18 protein-coding genes and 1 pseudogene are annotated in these 23,387 nt (G+C 44.2%); 13 read left to right on the top strand and 6 right to left on the bottom strand.

Features of this window, described 5'->3' with window-relative positions:
- Positions 1-124: 124 nt before the first annotated feature.
- The 8 genes from F6K46_RS18030 to F6K46_RS17995 all read left to right on the top strand — a co-directional run bounded on the left by F6K46_RS18030 (position 125) and on the right by F6K46_RS17995 (position 7,820).
- A protein-coding gene (locus F6K46_RS18030; protein WP_293059495.1) for an IS630 family transposase occupies positions 125-996 on the top strand; the annotation gives its coding sequence in 2 pieces (ribosomal slippage) (positions 125-439 and positions 442-996; 870 coding nt in all).
- A gap of 357 nt (positions 997-1,353) precedes the next feature.
- Positions 1,354-1,992, top strand: coding sequence for a sigma-70 family RNA polymerase sigma factor (locus F6K46_RS18025; protein WP_293059492.1), 639 nt, complete (start codon positions 1,354-1,356; stop codon positions 1,990-1,992).
- A gap of 80 nt (positions 1,993-2,072) precedes the next feature.
- A complete protein-coding gene (locus tag F6K46_RS18020; RefSeq protein WP_293059489.1) occupies positions 2,073-3,077 on the top strand; it encodes a DUF1822 family protein in 1,005 nt (334 codons plus the stop codon).
- Positions 3,078-3,327: 250 nt separating this feature from the next.
- Positions 3,328-5,736: a CHASE2 domain-containing protein gene (locus F6K46_RS18015; protein ID WP_293059486.1), complete on the top strand. Its 2,409-nt coding sequence runs from the start codon at positions 3,328-3,330 to the stop codon at positions 5,734-5,736.
- 219 nt (positions 5,737-5,955) lie between these two features.
- The gene (locus F6K46_RS18010) at positions 5,956-6,183 is read left to right on the top strand and encodes a hypothetical protein (protein WP_293059483.1); all 228 of its coding nucleotides are present in this window, start codon (positions 5,956-5,958) and stop codon (positions 6,181-6,183) included.
- A complete protein-coding gene (locus F6K46_RS18005) occupies positions 6,149-7,120 on the top strand; it encodes a threo-3-hydroxy-L-aspartate ammonia-lyase (protein ID WP_293059481.1) in 972 nt (323 codons plus the stop codon). The genes F6K46_RS18010 and F6K46_RS18005 overlap by 35 nt, the downstream gene beginning before the upstream one ends.
- A 186-nt stretch (positions 7,121-7,306) precedes the next feature.
- Positions 7,307-7,582 carry a hypothetical protein gene (locus tag F6K46_RS18000; protein ID WP_070393567.1) on the top strand — a complete coding sequence of 92 codons (276 nt, stop codon included), beginning with the start codon at positions 7,307-7,309 and terminating at the stop codon, positions 7,580-7,582.
- Positions 7,575-7,820 (top strand): DUF2283 domain-containing protein, encoded by a 246-nt coding sequence (locus F6K46_RS17995; RefSeq protein ID WP_293059480.1) that lies wholly within the window; start codon positions 7,575-7,577, stop codon positions 7,818-7,820. The genes F6K46_RS18000 and F6K46_RS17995 overlap by 8 nt, the downstream gene beginning before the upstream one ends.
- A gap of 372 nt (positions 7,821-8,192) precedes the next feature.
- Here the strand turns inward: F6K46_RS17995 and F6K46_RS17990 are convergent, their stop codons facing one another.
- A complete protein-coding gene (locus F6K46_RS17990) occupies positions 8,193-9,350 on the bottom strand; it encodes a hypothetical protein (protein WP_293059477.1) in 1,158 nt (385 codons plus the stop codon).
- A gap of 217 nt (positions 9,351-9,567) precedes the next feature.
- The gene (locus tag F6K46_RS17985; RefSeq protein ID WP_293059474.1) at positions 9,568-13,791 is read right to left on the bottom strand and encodes an Ig-like domain-containing protein; all 4,224 of its coding nucleotides are present in this window, start codon (positions 13,789-13,791) and stop codon (positions 9,568-9,570) included.
- Positions 13,792-14,772: 981 nt separating this feature from the next.
- Here F6K46_RS17985 and F6K46_RS17980 point away from each other — a divergent pair.
- Positions 14,773-14,898 (top strand): hypothetical protein, encoded by a 126-nt coding sequence (locus F6K46_RS17980; protein WP_293059471.1) that lies wholly within the window; start codon positions 14,773-14,775, stop codon positions 14,896-14,898.
- A 98-nt stretch (positions 14,899-14,996) separates the two neighbouring features.
- A complete protein-coding gene (locus tag F6K46_RS17975) occupies positions 14,997-15,173 on the top strand; it encodes a hypothetical protein (protein ID WP_293059469.1) in 177 nt (58 codons plus the stop codon).
- Here the strand turns inward: F6K46_RS17975 and F6K46_RS17970 are convergent.
- Positions 15,155-15,277, bottom strand: a complete 123-nt coding sequence (locus F6K46_RS17970) for a hypothetical protein (RefSeq protein WP_293117204.1) — start codon at positions 15,275-15,277, stop codon at positions 15,155-15,157. The genes F6K46_RS17975 and F6K46_RS17970 overlap by 19 nt on opposite strands.
- A 471-nt stretch (positions 15,278-15,748) precedes the next feature.
- Between F6K46_RS17970 and F6K46_RS17965 the strand changes: the two genes are divergently transcribed.
- Both F6K46_RS17965 and F6K46_RS17960 read left to right on the top strand, forming a co-directional pair.
- Complete coding sequence (locus tag F6K46_RS17965) at positions 15,749-19,762, top strand: HEAT repeat domain-containing protein (RefSeq protein WP_293059461.1); 4,014 nt, start codon at positions 15,749-15,751, stop codon at positions 19,760-19,762.
- A complete protein-coding gene (locus F6K46_RS17960) occupies positions 19,747-19,944 on the top strand; it encodes a hypothetical protein (protein ID WP_293059458.1) in 198 nt (65 codons plus the stop codon). Before F6K46_RS17965 ends, F6K46_RS17960 begins: the two co-directional genes overlap by 16 nt.
- Here F6K46_RS17960 and F6K46_RS17955 read toward each other — a convergent pair.
- Together F6K46_RS17955 and F6K46_RS17950 are read right to left on the bottom strand one after the other, a co-directional pair.
- Positions 19,906-21,852 (bottom strand): DUF4114 domain-containing protein, encoded by a 1,947-nt coding sequence (locus tag F6K46_RS17955; RefSeq protein WP_293059455.1) that lies wholly within the window; start codon positions 21,850-21,852, stop codon positions 19,906-19,908. The two genes, F6K46_RS17960 and F6K46_RS17955, sit on opposite strands and share 39 nt — an antisense overlap.
- A 445-nt stretch (positions 21,853-22,297) precedes the next feature.
- Positions 22,298-22,459, bottom strand: a complete 162-nt coding sequence (locus tag F6K46_RS17950; protein ID WP_293059452.1) for a hypothetical protein — start codon at positions 22,457-22,459, stop codon at positions 22,298-22,300.
- An 11-nt stretch (positions 22,460-22,470) separates the two neighbouring features.
- Here F6K46_RS17950 and F6K46_RS17945 point away from each other — a divergent pair, with 11 nt between their 5' ends.
- Complete coding sequence (locus tag F6K46_RS17945) at positions 22,471-22,722, top strand: hypothetical protein (protein WP_075900584.1); 252 nt, start codon at positions 22,471-22,473, stop codon at positions 22,720-22,722.
- A gap of 501 nt (positions 22,723-23,223) precedes the next feature.
- On the opposite strand, the pseudogene F6K46_RS17940 reads toward F6K46_RS17945, so the two are convergent.
- Positions 23,224-23,387: pseudogene (locus F6K46_RS17940) on the bottom strand (IS4 family transposase); the annotation flags it as partial.

Raw genomic sequence — 23,387 nt, 5'->3', positions numbered from 1 at the left:
TGTCACTTATGCAGCAACATTAGTACTAAATCTCTAGTCCCCTCATGGGTATAAGCAAGCTCATATGGTACATACTTGATCTGTTCTGCAACCCAAGACCTGCTCCCGTTAGTAAGGAGGACAAATGCCATCACCCTATAGCGATGATTTTAGAGAAAAGGCGATTGCCGCCGTAGATCGTGGTGAGAAAAAAAGCCATATCTGCCGAATGTTGGGTATTAGTCGAAATACATTAGACTTGTGGCTAAAAGCCAGGGCTGAAACGGGAAGCTTTAAAGCAAAGCGAAACTATAGTAGAGGACCTGCCCCAAAAATTCAAAACTTAGAGGAATTTCGCCAATTTGCGTGCATAAATGGTGGCAGAACTCAACAACAGATGGCCGAAAAATGGCCAGAAAAAATTAGTCGTATTACTATAGGTAAAGCTTTAAAGCGCATTGGTTTTACGAGAAAAAAAAAACTTACGGGTACAGAGAAAGAAATGATGAACAACGAGCCGAGTTTCTTAACTATATCAGTCAATATGCTTACCAGAGATTCGTTTACGTCGATGAAGCAGGAGTCGATGATACAGAAGATTATCCCTACGGTTGGTGTGAGAAATATCAACGATACTACGATCTAAAATTGGGACATAAAACAGAACGCATAAGCCTGGTAGCTGCTTCATGTTGTCGTCAAATAATTGCTCCGATAACTTTTACTGGATACTGCAACACTGAACTAATTAAGATGTGGGTAGAATTTTTCCTAGTACCCGAGTTATTACCTGGACAAATAGTGATTATGGATCAGGCGAGTTTTCACAAATCGGCTCAGATCAAAAAATTAATTGAAATGGCAGGATGTGAACTGGTATTTTTGCCCCCTTATTCACCTGATCTTAATAAAATTGAGAAATTTTGGGCAAGACTCAAACACCATTTGAGAAAAACTCTTGATCAATTTGATGGTTTACAGAATGCTATCGATAATGCTTTGCGACTTTTGTCCTAACCAACTCTTTCTCTGCTATAGGTGTTGAAATTTAATTTTAATTGTAGTGTTGTATTTTATACTTAATGCTTAATTTAATAACTGCTAGCTTTTGGTTATTAAACAATAAGTTTTAAATATTAGATGTTAGATGTTAGATAGTTAAGCCTAGTTTCTAGTTTCTAGTTTCTAGTTTTTAACACATCATACCTAAACTGTCAATAGATCAATACTGGCTTAGTCTTAACCAAAACTCCGAGTATCCTGGAGTAGTTCACATTACAGACCTGAAGCTGACCCGACCTAAGATATACATACTGATGTGAACATAGTATTTTCGGAAAAAGGCAATATCAGCAAAGGCGGAGCGGACGCATTATGACTCAACTCTATGAGCAGCTCAACCAGCTAGTGACGGCAGCATGTAGTCATCCACCTGGAAGCGCTCACCGTCAAAGAAACTTAACAAAAATTATTCGTTTAATCAGTAAGAAACTTTGGCAAGAACATAGTCCCTACTATCAAGACGCACTCCAACAAACCTGGATTTACTTTTGCCAGAATATTTGCGAAGGCAAAACCGGTAATCCCTACGACTCTAGCCGTGGCAGTGTGGTCACTTGGCTCAATTTCTACTTGAAGAAACGACTCCAAGACTTTCGCATCAAGACCATAGACGGACAATTTAAGAGAGCATCTCCTAGCAAGGCTAAAAATGGTGAAAACCTTGACCCGCTCAATAGTGTGGCAGCTCCACCGGACGTACCTACGTTACTCGAAGATATAAGGGAATGGGTGGAAACGGCGGCTGTTGATAGTGATCTACGCACTACCCATATTAAAGGTCATCCAGAGGTCACCTGCCAAATCTTAATTTGGCGGCGCTTGCCTCCAGAAACTAGCTGGAAAACCCTATCAGAAGAGTTTAATGTATCAATTTCTACATTAAGTAGCTTTTATCAGCGACAATGTTTGCCCCGTTTGCGTAAATTTGGAGAATCGGAAGGATATCTATAATAGGAGGTTCCTTAAAAAGACTTACCTTAACTAACCTGCCCCAGTCAAGGTGTTCACATCAGTACAGAAACACAATTCCTATGACCTACAGCACCCATAACCTAGAACAATTTGCCCTTCCTCTGCCCATTACTCACAATGCACGCAGGAGTGCTGAGCAATTTGCTAGGCAGCAGCCTACCCCTCAAAAAGCTGAGCAAGTTCGACTCAACACCTTGGCTGTGTTGGTTGTCAATGATTACATGCAAATGATGGGGATGCCTACAGATTTAAAAGCCTCAGACAGCTGGAACCCTATCATACGCCTGTTAGCTAATGTGGCAGACTTGGAAATATCTGGTATCGGTCGTATCGAATGCCGAGCAATCAAATCCCAAGATTCCGTCTGCCATATTCCCCCGGAAGTTTGGTCTGATCGAATTGGGTATGTAGTTGTTCAGATTGATGAACAATCCTTGGAGGGAACAGTGTTGGGATTTACTCCAACTGCTGATACCGAAGAGTTACCCATTAGTCAACTACGACCTGTTGACGATTTAATCGATCGCTTTCATCCACCCATGACACAGGTAACCGCCAAGCCTGCTGCTGTTGCCCACAGAACAAGGGTAAACTTGAGTCAATGGTTAGACAATGTGGTTGAAACTGGTTGGCAAACTCTCGAAAGCTTGGAAAACTTGTTAAACCCACCCGAACCAATTTTCGCTTTCCGCTCTGCTGGTCTAGACTCAACTGAGGCGTTACCCCTAGAGGAAAATCTTGATGTGGGCATTAGGCGGGCTAAGTTAATCGACTTAGGGCTATTGCTAGCTGGTTCCCCCGTGGCTTTGGTGGTGGAACTTGTGCCAGAATCTGAACTCAAGCAAAATATTCGCCTCAAGGTATATCCCACCGGCAGTAAAACCTATTTGCCTGCCAACCTCACCCTCACTGTGCTGGATGCATCCGGAACAGTTTTTCTTGAAGCCCAAGCCAGACAAATCGATAATTACATTCAATTGCAGTTTAGTGGTGTACCAGGAGAGCAATTTAGTGTCGAAGTTGCTCTTGGCGATGCCAGGATTATTGAGGATTTTACCATCTGATCCCATAGTGTGGCCTACCGCCAATCTAGGAATTATCGAATTTAGCCATCGACACACCACTGAAAGCGTTATAATTCAAAGTCCTTCGGGAATAGATCGGTTATCTGGTGTCTTGTTTGATATCAGTTTTGATATCACTCAGTGGTCAATCCTAAGACACCGATACACCCTCTATAAACTTATATAAACCTCTATAAATAGGTAAAATTAGGGGACAAATCACATCTGCAACACAAGTGATCCATGACCAATGACCAATAACACGCGAAGTATTGGTAAATTAGTTGTCTTAAAGATAGGAGATGGTTGTTTTGACAAAGGGTTTCCAGTCACTTTACAGATTTGGGAAGAGGGCAAAAGACCCTTGTTGGAAATCACTGGCAGGCTACCTCCTGCTCCTGAAATTCTGCAATCGTGCCAAAGTTGGACAACGAGTTATCACAGTTTGGGGTTACGTTCCCGTCTAGAAGCATCAGTGGTACAAGTGACGAATGTATCTAAACTGGAACGGTGCTACAATGCTGCCCAAGTCTTAGGCGATCGCTTAAATGCTTGGCTATCCTCAGAGCCATTTCGACCGATTAAGGAGAAATTACTCGAACAACTATCACCCTCCGATGAAATCCGTCTAATTATTCAAACCGAGAACAGTTGTTTACGGCGACTGCCCTGGCATCTGTGGGATTTTTGGGAACGCTATTCCAAGGCTGAAATTGCTTTAAGTGCCTTAAAGTTTGAACCAGCCAAGGGAAATCCCAAGCCCCACGCCAAGGTGAGAATTTTAGCAATTATTGGCAATAGTATTGGTATTGATACCGAAGCGGATCAGAAGTTGCTACAGCAATTACCTGATGCTCAGCTCACGTTCCTTATAGAACCCAAGCGCCAGCAAGTCCATGAAGCCCTTTGGGAGCAATCCTGGGATATCCTCTTTTTTGCTGGACATAGTTCCAGTAAAAACGATGGAGAGACGGGTCACATTTATATTAATAAAACCGATAGTTTAACCATTAATCAGTTAAAGTTTGGCTTAAACAGAGCAATTGTAAAAGGCTTAAAAATAGCGATTTTCAATTCTTGTGATGGCTTGGGTTTAGCCTCGAATCTGGCTAATTTATACATTCCCCAAATTATTGTGATGCGAGAACCGGTACCCGACCGGGTTTCACAGGAATTTTTGAAATATTTTTTAACCGCTTTTGCTGGGGGGCAGTCTTTCTATTTAGCAGTGCGGGAAGCTAGGGAACGATTACAAGGGATAGAAGATGAGTTTCCTTGTGCAACTTGGTTACCGATAATTTGTCAGAATCCCGCCGCCAAGCCACCGACTTGGGAAGAGTTGAGGGAAAGTGTTCCGGTACCACCTCCACTTCCACCTCCACCTCCACCTCCACCTCCACCTCCACCCTTACCGGGTAAGTGCAAGCTGACCTTCGTCAAGGTATTAGTGAGCAGTTTGGTAATTACATGCTTCTTAATAGTTATACAGCAGCTCAGTTTACTGCAAGGTTTGGAGTTAAAAGCCTTCGACCACCTGATGAATCGAAGACCAGTGGAGTTTCCCGATTCCCGTCTGATAGTGGTAGAGGTTACTGAAAAAGATATTGAAGCTCAGCAGTCGGATTTAAGACTAGGTACCTCCTTATCAGACCGATCACTCAAACAACTGTTAGAGATACTTAATTCCTCTCAAGCCAAAGTCATTGGCCTAGATATTCATCGTGATTTTTCTGTAGCGCCAGACTACCAAGATTTGGGAACGCTCCTACAGGAAAGCGAGAATTTGGTTGCAGTGTGCAAAGCCAGTAATGAAGACGATCCAGGAATTTCACCACCGCCAGAAGTTCCGAAACACAACTTGGGCTTTAGTGATGTTGTAGCTGACCGAGACGGGGTGATTCGTCGCCATCTGTTGGCCTTTAACCCTGATCCAACATCAGTTTGTAGTGCTTCTTATGCTCTGAGTACCCAGTTGGCAATGCGGTATCTAGTCGCAAAGCAAATCTTTCCCAAATACACAGAAGATCAAACAGAAGGTAAAAAATACTTACAGCTAGGTGATGTAGTCTTTAGATCGTTAACCAAGCATACTGGCAGTTATCATAACCTGGATGATTCGGGACACCAAATCATGCTGAATTACCGCTTTCACAAATCTCCAGAGGATTTTGTGCCCCAAGTCACTCTCTCTGAAGTTCTAAACGGTAAGATCAATCCTGATGCCTTCAAGGGAAAAATTGTTCTGATTGGTGTTACTGCTCCCAGCCGTGAGGATTATTTTTTTACACCCTATAGTAAAGGGAATGATATAGAGGATAAAACACCAGGGGTAATTCTCCATGCCCACATGGTAAGTCAGATTCTCAGTGCTGTTTTAAATAAGCGACCCCTGATACAAGATTGGCCCGCATGGGCTGAAGTAGTGTGGATTTGGGGTTGGTGCCTAACGGTTGGTCTGGTGTGTTGGCGCTGTAAATCATCCATACGTTTGGGTGTGTTGCTGTTGGCTCTATCGATTCTCTACGGATCCTGCTTAGGTCTATTGAAACAAGGGTATTGGGTACCATTAGTCCCCTCAGCCTTGGCGGTGGTGGTTATTGGTGGTTTTATTGTTCTGTATGATAAACCTTCACCATATCCTCTAAAATTGGTCAAGTAATCTCAGAATTTAGAATTTAGAATTTAGAATTTAGAATTTAGAATTTAGAATTTAGAATTTAGAATTTAGAATTTAAATTTTAGAATTTAGAATTTAGAATTTAAATTTTAGAAGTCAGTAAGGCTTTTTCTTATATTGATCAGAGGTTGTCTGAGAAGTATCATTTGCTACATCCAAGCCCCCTAAATCCCCCAATTTTGGGGGACTTTTAGAAGCCAATTGACTCTTGTTCCCCCCAAAGTTGGGGGGCTAGGGGGGCAAAATTCAGTATCAAAAAACTTTTCAGATATCCTCTCAGGTACATTCAAGTTTCTTACCCCGACTCCCGACTCCCGACTCCCGACTCCCGACTCCCGACTCCCGACTCCCAACTCCCGACTCCCGATTCCCCGACTCCCGACTCCCTACTGCTATGGAACTGCAAGCATTACCCGTAACCTACACTGACATAGAAGCTGCCGCTAAACGCCTATCGGGCAATGCCCATCAAACCCCAGTCCATACCTCCAGGACTGTCAACCAGCTCACCAACGCTGAAGTCTTCTTTAAATGCGAAAACTTCCAACGTATTGGTGCCTTTAAGTTTCGAGGGGCTTATAACGCTCTGTCACAACTATCTGAAGAACAAAAACAGCGAGGGGTTCTCACCTTTTCTTCTGGTAATCATGGCCAAGCGATCGCATTATCGGGCACCCTCCTCGATATCCCCACCACTGTAGTTATGCCCAAAGATGCCCCAGCTGTCAAGCAAGCCGCTACCCGTGGCTACGGTGCTGACGTCATTTTATATGATCGGGCTGAATTGAGACGGGAAGCATTAGCCGAAGAGTTATCACGCGATCGCAAACTCACTATCATTCCTCCCTACGATCACCCCCATATCATTGCAGGACAAGGTACTACTGCCAAAGAACTCCTAGAACAAGTCGGTCCACTGGATCTGTTACTGGTGTGTTGTGGTGGTGGTGGCTTACTCTCAGGATGTGCGATCGCAACCAAAACCCTATATCCTAATTGCCGTGTGATTGGTGTAGAACCAGCACAAGCCGATGATGCCACCCGTTCCTTTCATAGCAAAATCCTCCAAACTGTTGACAATCCCAACACCATTGCTGACGGAGCCAGAACTCCCAGCCTCGGCAAACTTACCTTTCCCCTAGTCCTTAATTACGTTGATGACATGGTAACTGTATCGGAAGCTGCGATTATCCGTACCATGTTTTTCCTCTGGGAACGGCTCAAAATTGTAGTTGAGCCCACTGGTGCCTTAGCTGCTGCTGCCCTACTTGAAGGGGTCATTAAAATGCCCAATGCTCGGATTGGTGTCATTATCAGCGGTGGCAATGTGGATTTGAAACAAATTGCTGAATTGACTGGAAAATAGGTATCAGAAGTATTAAGTATTAAGAATTAAATATTAAGGATGAGGTATTTGTAGGATGGTACGAACTATCCACCGTAAGCGATCGCGTTTTGGTTAGAATTGAAAGATATTGTAATAAGGAGTGGGATTGCTTGTGTGTATTATAGAAGTTGCGCTCGCCACTCAAACTTCAGCAACCTTTAACAAATGCCACAAATTGTCTGGTCAAATTATCTGCAGTATCGAGCCGAACTAAGGGGATTTGACCTAGGTAAGATCGAGGAAATCCTGAGATTTTCTGGAGAGAGATATTATGATACCGTCACAGGCAGACAAATCGCAGTTGGCAAGCATGACAATCAGTTAGTCATAATCCCTTATGAACGCAGTGGTGATTTGATAACTCCAGTAACTATCCATAGTACCACCCGTCAACAACTAAGATTCCGCTTAAGAACTGGGAGATTTACCATTAATGAATAAGTTAATTAATAATGCCAATATGACATACTTTGAACAAGAGGATATCCTTCACCTTACCCTGTCTGATGAACCAGAAGCAGGTAGTGTCGAAATTAGTCCCAACATTACCGCCGAACTCAATGAAGCAGGAGAATTAATTGGAATAGAGATTATCCAAGCAAGTTGCTTCATCCGAGACGCGATTGTAGAATCAGCCCAGGGAAAGCTCTTGAATCTTTCGGCTAAGCATTCAGCTTAGGGACTTGCGTGTAAAAAAAATACCAATTAAAGTAGGGTGGGCAAAGTTATGTTATCTAGAAGACTCATTTTCACCAAAATGTGTCTTGATGCAATAGCGAGTGGGGGAAACCACGGCAGTCGCTCATGGTTAGAAGTTACCGTAAGACAGTTGAGCCTTAATCAATAAGTTTTACCCCTTTTCTGCATAGCCGACCAACCATAAAGGCTCAACGTAATCAGGTTTCGTCTCCGGGGGGAACCCCCAAGACCGCGCTGCCTCCCCAAGACCGCGCTGCATCGCTTTTTGCCCACCCTACAAGCTGATAGCTGATAGCTGATATCTGAATACTGATAGCTGAATGCTTACCAAACCACACCAAGTATAGGAAACTTACTGACTCGCTATCTCAGATTTTTGGTTTAAATCTTCCACTAATTGTACTAGATCAGGATTAGTCTCTGCCCATGAATTCCGCTTATTCCTGATTTTACCGAGGTGGGATTCAACATTTTCTGGTGTCATTATAACACCAAAATCCTCTGGAACAGTCTGAGATTGATAACTGAATAGGCGATTTAGGATTAGATCACCAACTTCCTCGCGATAATGAGAGCTATCCCAATAGTTTTTCATCTCTTCCCTAATCGCTTCTGTGGTAATGCTGTTATACCCAGAGAAATCCCACACTGGTGTAATCTCCACTAACCGACGTTTCCATTCTTCAAACACTGGCCACAGTCCGGTAACCCGAAGACTTTCCCATTGAGTAGCATGGGATGGTGATATAAATACTTTTAGCTCTATCCCTTTTTCCTTACAGGTATCGACAATGTCTTGAAGATCATTCAAAAAACTAGCGGAAAGTCGATATTCTTTATAATAGCCCTCACTGGTCATTAAGCCCTTGAGCATGTCCTTAAACCTTCCTAGTAAAGGTTGATCGGGCTTATTGTTATAAATAAAACGCCTACCATTGGCATCATAGAGAAAGTAAGCCTTTGAATTGATACTAGAACTTAGAGTGGCTCTACTAGCATTAAGCGCGTTTAGGGATAGGGTCGAATTAATTACCTCTTGCAGGGGAATAGTTTTTTGATTAATCAGACTTTCCTTAAAATCTGGAGCATTAGTTTTCAAGTCATTGAACATGAATAAGTCAATACCAATCACAACGGTTTTTAAATCCGGTTGATTAGTTAGAGCATGGTCAAAATAACGTTTAACTTCATACATATTCGGACCCACTAGTGCCAAATTGTATCCGGAGTTTCCTGGTTTCAGTCCTGGGTGGTTTGGGTTAAGTCCCAGGTCAGTTCGTGATGACCCTAACAAAACGATTTTGGGTTCATTACGAATAACATCTATAGCCTTGAATAGTCTGACATGGTTAAATTGTTCAGGCTTTAACTGATTTAGACCGGGTAACTCTGGGCTATTTATGACTCCGTAAGGGTCAACCGCAGCGTTCAATAAGCCAAACCCGAATAAACTCGGAAAGATAACTGCTGCCAAGGTTAGGTGAAATTGACGATAGGAGTTCATATACATTACGATGGCATTTCTATAGTGCTATTCGCTTTTTAATTTTACCAGTGAAAATATTGGATGAAAAAAAAAAACCTCAGTTGATACTGAGGCTTGTAGACTAGATCTGCTTGAGTCCAAAATCTGGAGTAATTCTAGGGTGCCTTAATAACCACCCTACTACTATAAAAAAGCGTCCGCAGTCTGGTTAGACAACACTAAGACAACACTTAGGCAACACTTAGGCAAATAAGTTAACCTGTACTACCACATCGTTGAAGTCTTTGTCACCACCACCAAACTCATCCTCCCAAGCAAAGGTGTTATCCCCTACCAGGCGAAGGTGGTCAACTTGATCTGGGTTAGCCCCCACGTAAGCAAAGTAGGCATTCAGGTCGGAATCCTCTTGATCTGCATTAGAAGGATTATTAGCTAGGAACTCCGCTGCTGTACCATCGGAAATCAGGAATGGAGCCAGTATTACCCCACCGGATACTCCAGCACTTAAGTTTACCTGATTTGAGATTGCAGCTTCTGCATAACCAGCATCACCGGGATTTAAACCGTTAACTGTGCCACTGAAATTATCAACCACATACCAGCCAACGGTATTATTGAATTCAGCTTCACTGTTGACCACAAGACTACCAGTAACTGTACCAGTCACGTCGGTCAAATCGATCAGTTCCAGTATCCCTTGAATGTCGTTAGGGCCTGTTCCCAGTGGCGCCGTGGAACCTGTACCGTCTGAGACAACCACAGTGGCATCATTGTAGTCAAAGTCATTGCCATCTTCAAAGGCCAAGGTTAACTGACCATTGCCATTGTCAGTGACCTGTAGATGGTTCTGACCATCGCTATTCAATGAAGGATCACTGAAGAATACGTTGGAGGTAGAATCCTGTCCCGCTAGCACCCCATCAACAGAGCCACCTTGAATCACGTAGAATACCACGTTATCGTCGGGGTTAAAAGTGTCGATGATGCGGGTGGGTTGAGCACTACCTAAACTGTCAGGGAGAACAGAGAAAATTGTCTCAGCTCGGAACAGAGCAGCTTCTACATAACCACTCTGACCAGGGGCAATGCCATCAATTGTACCTTGGGCATCATCAGTAACAAATGCTCCAATTTCACTGACTTCACCAAGTTCGCGACCTGTAAGAGTAAATCGCAGGGTGTCGCCGTTAACCATAAAACTATTATTGGCATTCTGAGTTAGAGGCGTCGTAGGCGTAGTCTGTTCAATGGTGAAGTTAACAGTGTCTGTGTTAATGCCCCCACTACCATCGCTTACCTCAAAGGTCAAGCTATCAGTGCCAGTGAAGTCGGCATTGGGCGTATAGATAATAAAGTCATCTGTGGCATCATTGGGAGTGCCATTATCATTGACTGCTGCTGTCCCGTTGCTTGGATTGCTGACAATTGCAAAAGTTAGCGGATCCCCATCAGGATCAGAGTAGTTAGCGAGAACATCAAGGGTAACTGGAGTGTTTGCCCCAGTAGTAGCACTATTATTATTAGTGTTTGTGACTACTGGAGATTCATTAACACGAGTCACTTCAAGGTTAACCGTAGCTGTGACCGCAGGATTAGTGCCATCATCGATCTGGTAGGTGAAGCGATCAAACCCAATGAAACCATTATTAGGAGTATAGGTAATCGTGCTATCTTGATTAACTGTTACTGTGCCATTAAGTCCTTGCTCGTTAATGGTTACAGTCAGCGCATCACCGTCAGGATCAACGTCATTAGCTAAGACATTGATATCAACCCCAGTGTTTTCTACAGTGGTAGCAGTATCGTCTGCCGCTACTGGAGATTCATTAGCAGCAGTAACATCAACGTTAACCGTAGCTGTGACTGCAGGATTGCTGCCATCATCGATTTGGTAGGTGAAGCTATCAGCCCCAGTGAAGTCGGCATTTGGCGTATAGGTAATAGTGCCATCTTGATTGACTACTGCGGTACCATTACCGCCCTGCTGGCCAATGGCCAAATTGACGGCATCACCTTCAGGATCAGAGTCATTAGCTAAGACATTGATATCAACTGCAGTGTTTTCTACAGTGGTCGCAGTATCGTCTGTGGCTACTGGAGATTGATTAGGAGCAGTGACATCAACGTTAACGGTAGCTGTGACCGCAGGATTGCTGCCATCACTAATCTGGTAGGTGAAGCTATCAACCCCAGTGAAACCATCAACAGGAGTATAGGTAATGGTGCCATCAAAATTGACTACTGCGGTACCATTAGCGCCCTGCTGGTCAATGGCTACATTGAGGGCATCACCTTCAGGATCAAGGTCATTAGTTAGGACATTGATATCAACTGCAGTGTTTGCCGCAGTGGTAGTACTATCGTCTGTGGCTATTGGAGATTCATTAACATTAGTGACATCAACATTAACCGTAGCTGTGACCGCAGGATTGATGCCATCACTGACCTGGTAGGTGAAGCTATCAGCCCCAAGAAAACCATCATTAGGAGTATAGGTAATGGTGCCATCTTGATTGACTACTGCGGTACCATTACCGCCCTGCTGGTCAAGGGTTACAGTCAGGGCATCCCCTTCAGGATCAGAGTCATTAGCTAGGACATTGATATTAACCGCAGTATTTTGCTCAGTGGTAGCAGTATCGTCTGTGGCTACTGGAGAGTCATTAACAGCAGTAACATCAACGTTAACCGTAGCTGTGACCGCAGGATTGATGCCATCACTGACCTGGTAGGTAAAGCTATCAGCCCCAAGAAAACCATCATTAGGAGTATAGGTAATGGTGCCATCTTGATTGACTACTGCTGTACCATTACCGCCTTGCTGGTCAATGGCTACATTGAGGGCATCACCTTCAGGATCAGTGTCATTAGCTAGGACATTGATATCAACTGCAGTGTTTGCCGGAGTGGTAGCAGTATCGTCTGTGGCTACTGGAGGTTCATTAACAGCAGTGACATCAACATTAACTGTAGCTGTGACCGCAGGATTGGTGCCATCATCGATCTGATAAGTGAAGCTATCAGTCCCAGTGAAACCATCAACCGGAGTATAGGTAATGGTGCCATCTTGATTGACTACTGCTTCGCCATTACCGCCCTGCTGGTCAATGGCTACATTGAGGGCATCACCTTCAGGATCAGTGTCATTAGCTAGGACATTGATATCAACTGCAGTGTTTGCCGCAGTGGTAGCTGTATCGTCTGTGGCTACTGGAGGTTCATTAACAGCAGTGACATCAACCTCAACCGTAGCTGTGACCGCAGGATTGGTGCCATCATCGATCTGATAGGTAAAGGTATCAGTGCCAGTGAAACCATCAACAGGAGTATAGGTAATGGTGCCATCTTGATTGACTACTGCTGTACCATTACCGCCTTGCTGGTCAATGGCTACATTGAGGGCATCACCTTCAGGATCAGTGTCATTAGCTAGGACATTGATATCAACTGCAGTGTTTGCCGGAGTGGTAGCAGTATCGTCTGTGGCTACTGGAGGTTCATTAACAGCAGTGACATCAACATTAACTGTAGCTGTGACCGCAGGATTGGTGCCATCATCGATCTGATAAGTGAAGCTATCAGTCCCAGTGAAACCATCAACCGGAGTATAGGTAATGGTGCCATCTTGATTGACTACTGCTTCGCCATTACCGCCCTGCTGGTCAATGGCTACATTGAGGGCATCACCTTCAGGATCAGTGTCATTAGCTAGGACATTGATATCAACTGCAGTGTTTGCCGCAGTGGTAGCTGTATCGTCTGTGGCTACTGGAGGTTCATTAACAGCAGTGACATCAACCTCAACCGTAGCTGTGACCGCAGGATTTGTGCCATCATCTATTTGATAGGTGAAGCTATCAGTGCCACTGAAACCATTAACAGGAGTATAGGTAATGGTGCCATCTTGATTGACTACTGCTGTGCCATTACCGCCCTGCTGGTCAATGGTTACAGTCAGGGCATCACCCTCAGTATCAGAGTCATTAGCTAGGACATCAATGGTAACGTCGGGATTGCCACCAGTACTGACACTGTCATCTACTGCAACAGGAACTTCATTAATCAGGTTGAAGTCAATATAATCAAGTCGAAGAAATTCCTGAGCGTTACTTTGCCCGCTAATGGTGATTTGAGCACCCTCGGGAATAAAGATGCTATTGGTAACGGTTATATCCCTGAAAGCATCAGCAGTAGGTAAAATACCAGCATTAGCATTGGGATTATTGAGAGTTAATGAAAACGTCTCATTACCAATGGTGACATCGACTGTGCTATTGCCGTCTGTTTCATCAGAAGCGTTCAGGATAACCTCGTAAGTGCCACTGGGCAGATCAAAGGTTGTAGTAGCAGTGCCAGTGCTATCAGGGTCAGGTAAATTGATGACTGTATTATCTGCAAAGATATTATCAATAACTATAAAATTAGTTAGAGTAAAGCGGGGGTCTTCAAATTCAAATCTTGGCATAATATTTCGTCTTAAAAAACTCCTCAGTTGCTAAGGCTGTGGGCACTTAACGTTGACAATTATTCTAAGCATTTAGCTATCAGCTAAAGGCCTTTGGCCACGCTACGCGAACAGCCTTCAGCGGTCAGCTGATAGCTGATAGCCTTGTATATCAATAGAGTAAGTCCATTAAGCATTCAGCGGTCAGCGGTCAGCGGTCAGCCATTCGCTTAGCGTGGCCAACGGCCAAGGCTCACGCTACGGGAATAGCTTATTTTATTCACAAGCACCTCAATTAGGGTGGGCATAGGTCTTTAGCTGATAGCTGATAGCAAAATTGCTGTTGAACTCATCATTAATAGCTGATAGCATAGAGTGGATAGCACGACGCTGAATGCTTATCTAATGATCTACCAATAAATAAATACCTACTAACGTCCATATATCCGGATTTATTTTCCAGATTAATGGCAAAATGTAAGATGCCATAATACAGCTTTACTGATGCTATTAGCAAATATTAAACTATATTTTTTAATCAAAAGTATTAAGTAATTGTTGGTTTAGTATTATTTATGTTGTGAGAGTATATTATTACTGACAATGAAGCGATGACCCGAAATATTTTATAACGTAATATTCCTTATAAAAAGGAAAGATATTTGCCATCCATGCTCTTTCCTTGATATAGAAAAATACCTTATTCATTGATGTCATGAGTTTTGTTTAATGTCACTAGTATTCGGTTAAGTTTATCAAGTCTTTATAGTAGTAATTTTCTATTTATGCTAAATAAGGCAATAGGGAATAGGGAGTAGGGAGTAGGGAGTAGGGAGTAGGGAATCGGGAATCGGGAATCGGGAACGGAGAAGATTTAGGGTTGTGGAACGGGCATCTTGCCTGTTTCAGCTGAAAATTCTGTTTTGGTTATGCGATCGCTAATCCCCCAGCTCAACCCCAACTGGAGATCTACCCTACCTTAACAAGGGGGGAACACTCACCATGTTTACCACGCTTACCATGTTTACCACGCTCCCGATTCCCGATTCCCGATTCCCGATTCCCTCTAAAGTTTGTTACAAAATCTTAAAAATATGCTATAATATGGATTTTTTTATGGTAAACTAAAAGTGTGGAGAAAAAAATCCACGGGAAGAGCCAGCCTAAGAGTTTTCGCAGGCTGCAGGCTGGCTCTGGGTCACCTTTACAGGAGATAACTTAATATTATGTCCCATAGACGCCTATACCCATGGGTCATGGTGAGGTTGTTACCACCGATGCCACCAGTGGTTTTCGCTCGGTTCGACAACCCTGCTGATGCCAAGGGCTATGTGCAGGTGCTGAAACTGCTGATGCCTGGTGCCAAGTTTCTAATTTTTTTGGATCACCGAGTAATTCCGTAGAACAGGCATCTTGCCTGTGACATAGGGAATCGGGAATCGGGAATCGGGAATCGGGAGTAGTTGTGTAGAATAGGCTTCGATGCTGTGAGGAAAATATTGATCACAGGCAAGATGCCTGTTCTACCAAGAACCTAATTTCACCCACTGGGTCAAACAGGTGGGGATCCCCCCTAACCCCCCTTAACAAGGGGGGGACACTTCCCACACCTCCCATAAACTCCATGCTTCCCACACTCCCGATTCCCGATTCCCGACTCCCGACTCCCGACTCCCGACTCCCGACTCCCGATTCCCGATTCCCTCTTCTATATAATAGTCACTAAAATTGGTATAATTAAAACTAACCTTCGGGGAGCATCGTAGTGTCAAAAGGTTGCTGGGCTTAGGGTCTAGCGCCAAAATCAGCATAATTATAGTTACAGCGTTTTTCATAACTATGGGGTACACAGGATTTTTACCAGATCCGCTGTTCCCTCTTCTGTGCTCTTTTTCCCCCTTATTCTCTTTTCCCCCCTTATTAAGGGGGGTTAGGGGGGATCCCTATTAGCCGACTAACTCCGTGGGAAACTATCACCATGCCCCATAGAGGCGATGCCAACCGCCCAAAGCTTTTCCCTACCGTTAAGACTAGTGTTACCCAGTGCCTCTGTTATCTGTTAGCACTGCTAGTAGCGGTACTTTTGATTGTCAACGGGAGTCACGCTCACCCATCGATTGACCCTCACGAATCACACCCTGAGCCAGAATTGTGGCAGCTCAAGGGGATTGTGGCAGCACTGGATGACCCCGACCCCTTGGTATGGGCTCAAGCTTTGGACAAATTGTCTAGCTATAAATTCGATCAACTCAAGCATCCCCTTGAGATTCCTAACTACACAATTGAGCAGATTGTAGGCTGGTTAGGGTATGAAAATGAGAGAAAGTCGGTTCACTCCAGAGTCCGTGCTAGTGCAGTATCAGCCCTGAAGGAAATGGGTGCAGCGGCCTCTAAGTACGCTCCCCAAATTGCCAAACTTTTAACCCACTCAGATAGTGATGTCCTTGCTAAGGCAGCATCGGCTCTGGGACAGATGGGAGCAGCCGCCTCTAAGTACGCTCCCCAAATTGCCAAACTTTTAACTGACTCAGATCGTGATGTCCGTTCTAGTGCAGTATGGGCTCTGGGTCAGATGGGAGCAGCTGCCTCTGAGTACGCTCCCCAAATTGCCAAACTTTTAACCGACTCAGATGACAATGTCCGTGCTAGTGCGGCATCGGCTCTGGGTAAGATGGGAGCAGCTGCCTCTGAGTACGCTCCCCAAATTGCCAAACGTTTAACCGACTCAGAGAGTTATGTCAGTGATAGTGCGGCATCGGCTCTTGGTGAGATGGGAGTAGCTAAAGACTACGCTCCCCAAATCGCGAAACGTTTAACTGACTCACATAGTGATGTCCGTTCTAGTGCGGCATCCGCTCTGGGACAGATGGGAGCAGCTGCCTCTAAGTACGTTCCCCAAATCCTTCTACTGTTAACCGACTCAGATAGTAATGTCCGTTATAGTGCGGCATATGCTCTGGGTAAGATGGGAGCAGCCGCCTCTAAGTACGCTCCCCAAATCGTTGAAGGTTTAACCAACTCAGATATTAGTCTTCGTTATCCTATAGGATATGCTCTGGGTGAGATGGGAACAGCTGCCTCTGAGTACGCTACCCAAATTGCCAAACTTTTAACCCATTCAGATCGTGATGTTCGTTATAGTGCGGCAGAAACTCTGGGTGTGATGGGAGCAGCCGCCTCTGAGTACGCTCCCCAAATCCTTCCACTGTTAACCGACTCAGATAACCAGATCCCTGATAGGGCGACATATGCTCTGGGTGAGATGGGAGCAGCCGCCTCTAAGTACGCTCCCCAAATCCTTCCACTGTTAACCCACTCAGATGATAATGTCCGTGCTAACGCGGCATACGTTCTGGCGCGGATGGGAGTAGCACCATCTGAGATAGCTCCCCAAATCCTACAACTTTTAACGGAATCAGATTGGACGGTCCGTGCTAATGCGGCACGGGCTTTGGGGCAGATGGGAGCAGCCGTCTTTGAGTACGCTCCCCAAATTGCTAAACTTTTAACCGACTTAGATAGTGATGTCCGTGCTAGTGCGGCAAAAGCTCTGGGGCAAATGGGAGCAGCTACCTCTGAGTACGCTCCCCAAATCGCTAAACTTTTAACCGACCCAGACAGGAATGTCCCTAATACTGCAGCAAAAGCTCTGGAGCAGATGGGGCCATTAAAGTTAAAAGACTTACTTTCGGTATTAAATCAAGTTTACTGGTATCAGCGAGAAGCACCAAGCTTACGTTTTCTGGCCTATTTCCTCAGTGGTGGGGAAAAAGACTCACTGCGCTTAATTCATTGGCTGGGCTCACCTGAGAAATATCCCCATGAAAATGAAGATCACGCCATCAATCACCAAGAAGGGGTGAAAGTTCTCGAGCTATTTGAGCAAATCTGGGAACCTAGTAAATCTCTATCTAAACTGCGCAAAGACTTAGAAAGGCAGATTGCGGTAGTTGTGAATCAGGTCAGCTGGGAACAAACAGATATGGAGCTGCTTAAGAAACACTACAAAAATCTTAAGTCTATAAACTCCCAAGTTGCTGCTGTCGCTGTCAAAGCCAAAATTGTTGCCCTAGAACGACAGCACTGGTTTCTGATTGGGTTTAAGGTTTGGCTAATCCATGTCAGTGGCTGGTTGTTGCTGATCATCATTTATCCCCGTTCTTCCCAAGTCCAAGCCCTAATCTGGGACCGAAAATTCCGCACCATTGTGGGCTTAGGCTATATCAGCATTGCTCTGATCTGGATTCCCTGGTTGCGCTATCGATTACTCGCTCCCTTCCGTCAGGTGCTGGTGGCCGATGCTAGCTTAGATAGCTTCGATCCCCAGGCTTACTTTCCGGACTCTCACGTTAAGATTACACGAGCCAACCATACCCAACCGATTCAAACTGCCATTGGCCAACTCCAGTCTCCGGTCGTTCTGGTCGGGGAATCGGGACTGGGGAAATCCATGTTTCTACGGAATTTAGTCAAAACCTCGGGGCGGCTTGCGGTGTACTTGCCAGCCAGCCAATGTGCCGGTGGTGTGGTGGAAGCGATTCAAGCTAAATTGCCCATCGCTGCTGAGGACCCATTATTCCTACAAAGCCTGATTAACTACAATACCCTAGATATCTGCATTGACGGACTCAATGAAGTCAGCCCTGACACCAGGGCTACCATTAATACCTTTGTGGAGCATCACGTCCAGGGGCATATTATCCTCACCACCCAACCCTTGGAATGGACACCCCCAGCGACGGCCAAAACCTACGTGCTGCAACCCCTCAAGCGCCAGCAAATTGCAGAGTTCCTCACCTCTCGCCAAGGTATTTTGCCCGACGATGTCCCGGTATCGGGTGTGGCCTACGAGCAAGCCTGTGACGACTATCTGGCCAGCCAACTCCACCAAACCCAATCCAAACAGGAGTTAACCGCAGTACGTCGGTTTCTCTCCAATCCCATGGATTTGACCTTGGTGGCGCAACTGTTGGCTCAGGGCAAAGACCCGGATTTGCTGAACTTGCAACAGCAGCAGTATGAGATCATGGCAGAAGACTATCAACAGATTCACCTTTGTCCCTTTCCCCTGGCTGAATTTGCTGAAACCGTCTACCAGATGCGTCTCCATGATCAAATTACCATCCCAGAAGAGGGCTGCTTGGATGAGTTGCAGTGTATGGAACGGTATAAAATGGTATTGACTCGTCAGCAGAAGGATGGGTTTGGTCGTACCTATCGAGAATGGAAGTTTCGCCACGATAAAATCCAGGAATACTTTATCGTCCAGACCTTCCTCAAAACCGAGAATCGAGAACGCCAGCACGAGCATCTGACTGACCCCCGATTTCGCGGTGTTTACCTGCTGCTAGCCACCCTCTTGAACCTTGACCAAGCTCTGGTATTACGAGAAACCCTGATTCAATCTGCTGCGGAAACTAAAGATCATGTCGTCAGTGACCAGTTCATCCAGCGGTTTAATTCTCGTCAAGAGCTAACCCAAACCACCAACAACGATGAGGAGCTTGCCCTTTACCAGAAGCATAACCAAAACCTGATCGAAATTATTAAACTAGTAGCAAGCCGACCTATCAATGTTGAAAACAACGCTATGAGTGAATCAACCTCAGACTCTAATCACTCCAACTATCAGTCTAAATACGATCAACGTCAGTCTCAAAATAGCTTTAGTAACTTTGTCGATACAGCTCAAAGTGAGTTTAATCAAGAAATTGGTAGTGCAAATCAATACAATTATGCCCCCGAGAAAAACCAAACCCTAACCGAAGCCGCCGCCGAAATTCAAGGATTATTAAAACAATTAGAGCAAAGTAACCCCAACGCCACTGATTTAGAAAAGACAGCCTTTGTGAATATTGCGATTCCAGCAAGTACTAAACAACGGTTCCTTAGTGCTTTAGAAAGTGGTGGAAAAGAAGCCCTTAGAGAATTATTGGATAATCCTTATGTGAATGTGGGCATGGCGATTGTGGAAGGATGGCAGAATCCTTAGTAGGGTGTGGGGTGTGGGGTGTGGGGTGTAGGGAACAGGCAAGAGGCAAGAGGCAAGAGGCAAGAGGCAAGAGTCCCCATCTCCCACACTCCCGACTCCCGACTCCCGATTCCCGACTCCCGATTCCCCACTCCCGATTAAATTCAGAAAATAACCTCCACTACCAAGTCGTCATAGTCTAAGTCACCACCAGCAAAAGTATCCTCGAAACCAAACCGATTGTCCCCTAGTAGGCGGACGTGATCAAATTGATCGGGGTTAGCAGGCAAGAAACTAAAGTAGGCATTGAGACCGGAACCCTGCTGATTCGTGGGATTCTGAGTCAGGAACTCTTCAACAGTGCCATTAGCAATTAGGAACGGAGCTAAAAGTACGCCACCGGATACCCCACTGGCTAAATCTACCTGGTTGGAGATTGCAAGCTCTGCATAACCCGCATCACCGGGATTGAGATTGCCAATTTTACCACTAGCATCATCAACCTGATAAAAGCCAAAGCTATTCTCAAACACAGCTTGACTACTAACCACAATCTCAGGTGTTACTGTTCCAGTCACATCGGTTAAATCCAGTAGCTCCACTTGCCCTTGAATCTGAGGATTCCCTGTCCCCACAATCGGAGTCAAAGCCGAAGCGTCTTGAACCGTTACCACTAAATCATCAAAGTCTTGATCATCAGCATCTTCAAAGTTTAAAGTCAAGACACCGTCACTATTAGTCTCGCTTTGGATATGGTCTAAACCATCGCTATTGAAGGAAGCATCACCGAAGAATACAGAAGCATTTTGTCCTGCTAGCACTGCCTCTTTCGTGCTATTTTGTACTAGGTAAAATCCTAATTGATCCCCTACATCAAAATTGTTAATCAGACGAGTAGTTTGACCACTATCTTCAGGATTCAGCAGCACAGAGAAAATAGTCTGAGCATTAGATAGAGCCGCTTCCACATACCCTTCTTGACCAGGAGCAATACCATTAACTGTACCTTGGTCATCATCGGTGACAAAAACTCCAATTTCATTGACATTAGTAGCGTTTCGACTAATAAAGGAGAATAGGAGTTGAGCGTTGCCAGTGGTGTCACTAGTGATAGTAAAAGTATTGTTAGGGTTCTGAGTCAGAGTCGAAGGAACAAAGGTAGGGATCGAGTTAACAGTAATATCAACAGTCGCTGTATCAAGGCCGCCGTTGCCATCAGATACCTGATCGATCGCTGTATCAAGGCCGCCGTTGCCATCAGATACCTGATCGATCAAGCTATCATTCCCACTGAAATCTGGATCAGGAGTATCAGTAATAACGTCATCATTAGTATTATCCAAGGTACCGTTATTGTTAACCACAGCAGTACCATCTGGTGCATCATTTACAGGAGTAACAGTAATGTTAACGGTAGCGGTGTCAGCAGGGTTAACGCCATCATTTAACTGATAAGTAAAACTATCCGGTCCATTGTAGTCGGGATTCGGAGTGTAAGTAATAAAATCATCGGTTAGATCATCAGGAGTACCATTGTCATCTACTACTGCACTACCATTACTGGGATCACTAATAACAGTTAGAGTGCTGTCTCCCTCAGTATCGCTGTCATTATCTAAGACGTTAATGTTAACTGTTGTATCTTCAGTGGTAGTGGCAGTATCATCGACAGCTACCGGGAGTTCGTTGGTCAGGTTGAATTCAATATAGTCAAATCGGATGAATTCTTCACCATCAGCGGTACCTTTAACCTCGATCAGGTCTCCATTACGGATAAACGTGCTGGAGCTAATCTGCAAAGGGACGAAAGTGGAGGCTTCGGGGATACCGCTAGCAGTAGAGGAAGGATTATTAAGAGTGATTGTGGGAAAGACGGTACTGCCAATCCTGACATCGACGGTGCTTTCTCCATCTATTTCGTCAAAGATGCCAATGATTACTTCATAGGTACCAGTGGGTTGATTAAAGCTTGTGCTAGCAGTACCAGGGGGGAAAGCAGTATTATTAACCGCATCAAATAGAGTGATTACTGCGTCCCCAGAGGCATCAGGATTACTAGTAGTTACAAAGTTAGTTATACTAGAAAAATTTTCGGCTTCAATTCTCGTCATAGTCTTGTAGTCTCCAACCTTTATCTGTGTTTAAAGCTATGGTAATTTTATTTAGGAATTTTATTTGGGCAGCAAGTAATACCCTAGCAAGTCGATATCCACTCAATCCCCATGATCCCGATACCCTTTACAGAGCCATGGGCAAGAGTAGAATACTATGCTAAACGTTCACCAAAGCACCGATTATTACAGCTAATGAAAAATCTCATAAATCTGCCGCTGTATTAGTTACACAGTTTTGAATTTCCGTGTTTTCAAACCTATCGCTGAGGACGTAGATGCTCCCCCAACATTATTTTGTTGAGATAGTCTGAGCACTATACTATAGTCTTCCACCAAGAGCTTTAGTTTTTGCGGTCAAACAATTCCTTTATTTATTGATGACATGAATTGGATACTATGTCACCATTAATTTTTGTAATTTTATCAAATCTTTATCCTATTGTTACTGATATGATAATTGTTCAATATTTTCGATTACTAGAGAATAATTAATGCGTTCGCTTTTAGCGGAAAGCGGAAGCGTTCGCAAAGCGTGGCCAAAGGCCTCAGCTTCCGGAGCGCTGCGGTTAGGGAATAGGGAATAGGGAACAGGGAAAAAGAGCAAAGTGTTGGGAGATGGTCAGGGAGATGGGGATTTTAGATAAGCAACTGGCTTCCCAAGACCGTGCTAGCTCGCTGCATCCCTTCGTCCCTTTAATTTTTAAACACCATTACACCCATTCCTATAATTCTACGGGTATAAACAATCAAGTAAGCATTCAGCTATCAGCTAAAGGCCTTTGGCCACGCTACGCGAACAGCGGTCAGCGATTAGCGCTACAGATGGTGCTACAGATGGTGCTTTTGAATAAAAGAGGTTTAATCTGAATTAAATTCTCCCGTTCGCGTAGCGTGGCCATAGGCCAATGGCTGACCACTGACGGCTGTTCGCGCAGCGTGAGCTTTTAGCTCACGGCTGACGGCTGAATGCTTACACAATCAATCCCCAAAATCTCCTTTATAGATACTTTATATAAGTCTTAAATTTGTGATCACAAAATACATATAATTATCCAGAAAATAACTAATATAAAAATATTGAGTTTATCTTTCATCGAAAACTAATCCATTAGGTTAACCAACCATAGATTTTATTATAAGCATTACTTATACAAGAACTCTACTTTGATGATTATTTAATAACGCCTCCTACTAATTATAGCATTTGGATTGATAGCGCTTACAGTGATAGGATTTCGAATTCAGTCTTGAATAAGTTATGAACAAAAATGATTAATTTATAAATATTAAAATTTTATAAATTTTTAAAATTGATGGCTATATAGCATTTCTATCTGGGTTGTAAACCTGAGGGGGCGACGAAATAAGCTAAAATGCAGATTCTATAAGCAACCTAGCCCTTATCCCTCGTTGATAATACTTTCGTTTATTAGGATTGAGTCTCATTAATTCGGTTACTAATTCTAGACAACAATCCTTAAACTTTACCCAGGTTTGACCATATAAACCAATGTAAAAACTGCTATGTCTCC

The organism is Moorena sp. SIO3E8 (genome assembly GCF_010692445.1).
In the GTDB taxonomy this organism is placed as follows: domain Bacteria; phylum Cyanobacteriota; class Cyanobacteriia; order Cyanobacteriales; family Coleofasciculaceae; genus Moorena; species Moorena bouillonii.
Note: the sequence above shows the minus strand (reverse complement) of the source record. Positions and strands in the feature narration are given on the sequence as shown.

Excerpts from the sequence above, each read along its gene's own strand:
- F6K46_RS18025 (WP_293059492.1), top strand. The coding sequence starts at position 1,354 with ATGACTCAACTCTATGAGCAGCTCAACCAGCTAGTGACGGCAGCATGT.
- F6K46_RS18005 (WP_293059481.1), top strand. The coding sequence starts at position 6,149 with ATGGAACTGCAAGCATTACCCGTAACCTACACTGACATAGAAGCTGCC.
- F6K46_RS17990 (WP_293059477.1), bottom strand. The coding sequence starts at position 9,350 with ATGTATATGAACTCCTATCGTCAATTTCACCTAACCTTGGCAGCAGTT.
- F6K46_RS17975 (WP_293059469.1), top strand. The coding sequence starts at position 14,997 with ATGTCCCATAGACGCCTATACCCATGGGTCATGGTGAGGTTGTTACCA.
- F6K46_RS17985 (WP_293059474.1), bottom strand. The coding sequence starts at position 13,791 with ATGCCAAGATTTGAATTTGAAGACCCCCGCTTTACTCTAACTAATTTT.
- F6K46_RS17995 (WP_293059480.1), top strand. The coding sequence starts at position 7,575 with ATGAATAAGTTAATTAATAATGCCAATATGACATACTTTGAACAAGAG.
- F6K46_RS17980 (WP_293059471.1), top strand. The coding sequence starts at position 14,773 with ATGTTTACCACGCTTACCATGTTTACCACGCTCCCGATTCCCGATTCC.
- F6K46_RS18020 (WP_293059489.1), top strand. The coding sequence starts at position 2,073 with ATGACCTACAGCACCCATAACCTAGAACAATTTGCCCTTCCTCTGCCC.
- F6K46_RS18000 (WP_070393567.1), top strand. The coding sequence starts at position 7,307 with ATGCCACAAATTGTCTGGTCAAATTATCTGCAGTATCGAGCCGAACTA.
- F6K46_RS17960 (WP_293059458.1), top strand. The coding sequence starts at position 19,747 with ATGGCAGAATCCTTAGTAGGGTGTGGGGTGTGGGGTGTGGGGTGTAGG.
- F6K46_RS17955 (WP_293059455.1), bottom strand. The coding sequence starts at position 21,852 with ATGACGAGAATTGAAGCCGAAAATTTTTCTAGTATAACTAACTTTGTA.
- F6K46_RS18015 (WP_293059486.1), top strand. The coding sequence starts at position 3,328 with ATGACCAATAACACGCGAAGTATTGGTAAATTAGTTGTCTTAAAGATA.
- F6K46_RS17965 (WP_293059461.1), top strand. The coding sequence starts at position 15,749 with ATGCCCCATAGAGGCGATGCCAACCGCCCAAAGCTTTTCCCTACCGTT.
- F6K46_RS17945 (WP_075900584.1), top strand. The coding sequence starts at position 22,471 with ATGGTCAGGGAGATGGGGATTTTAGATAAGCAACTGGCTTCCCAAGAC.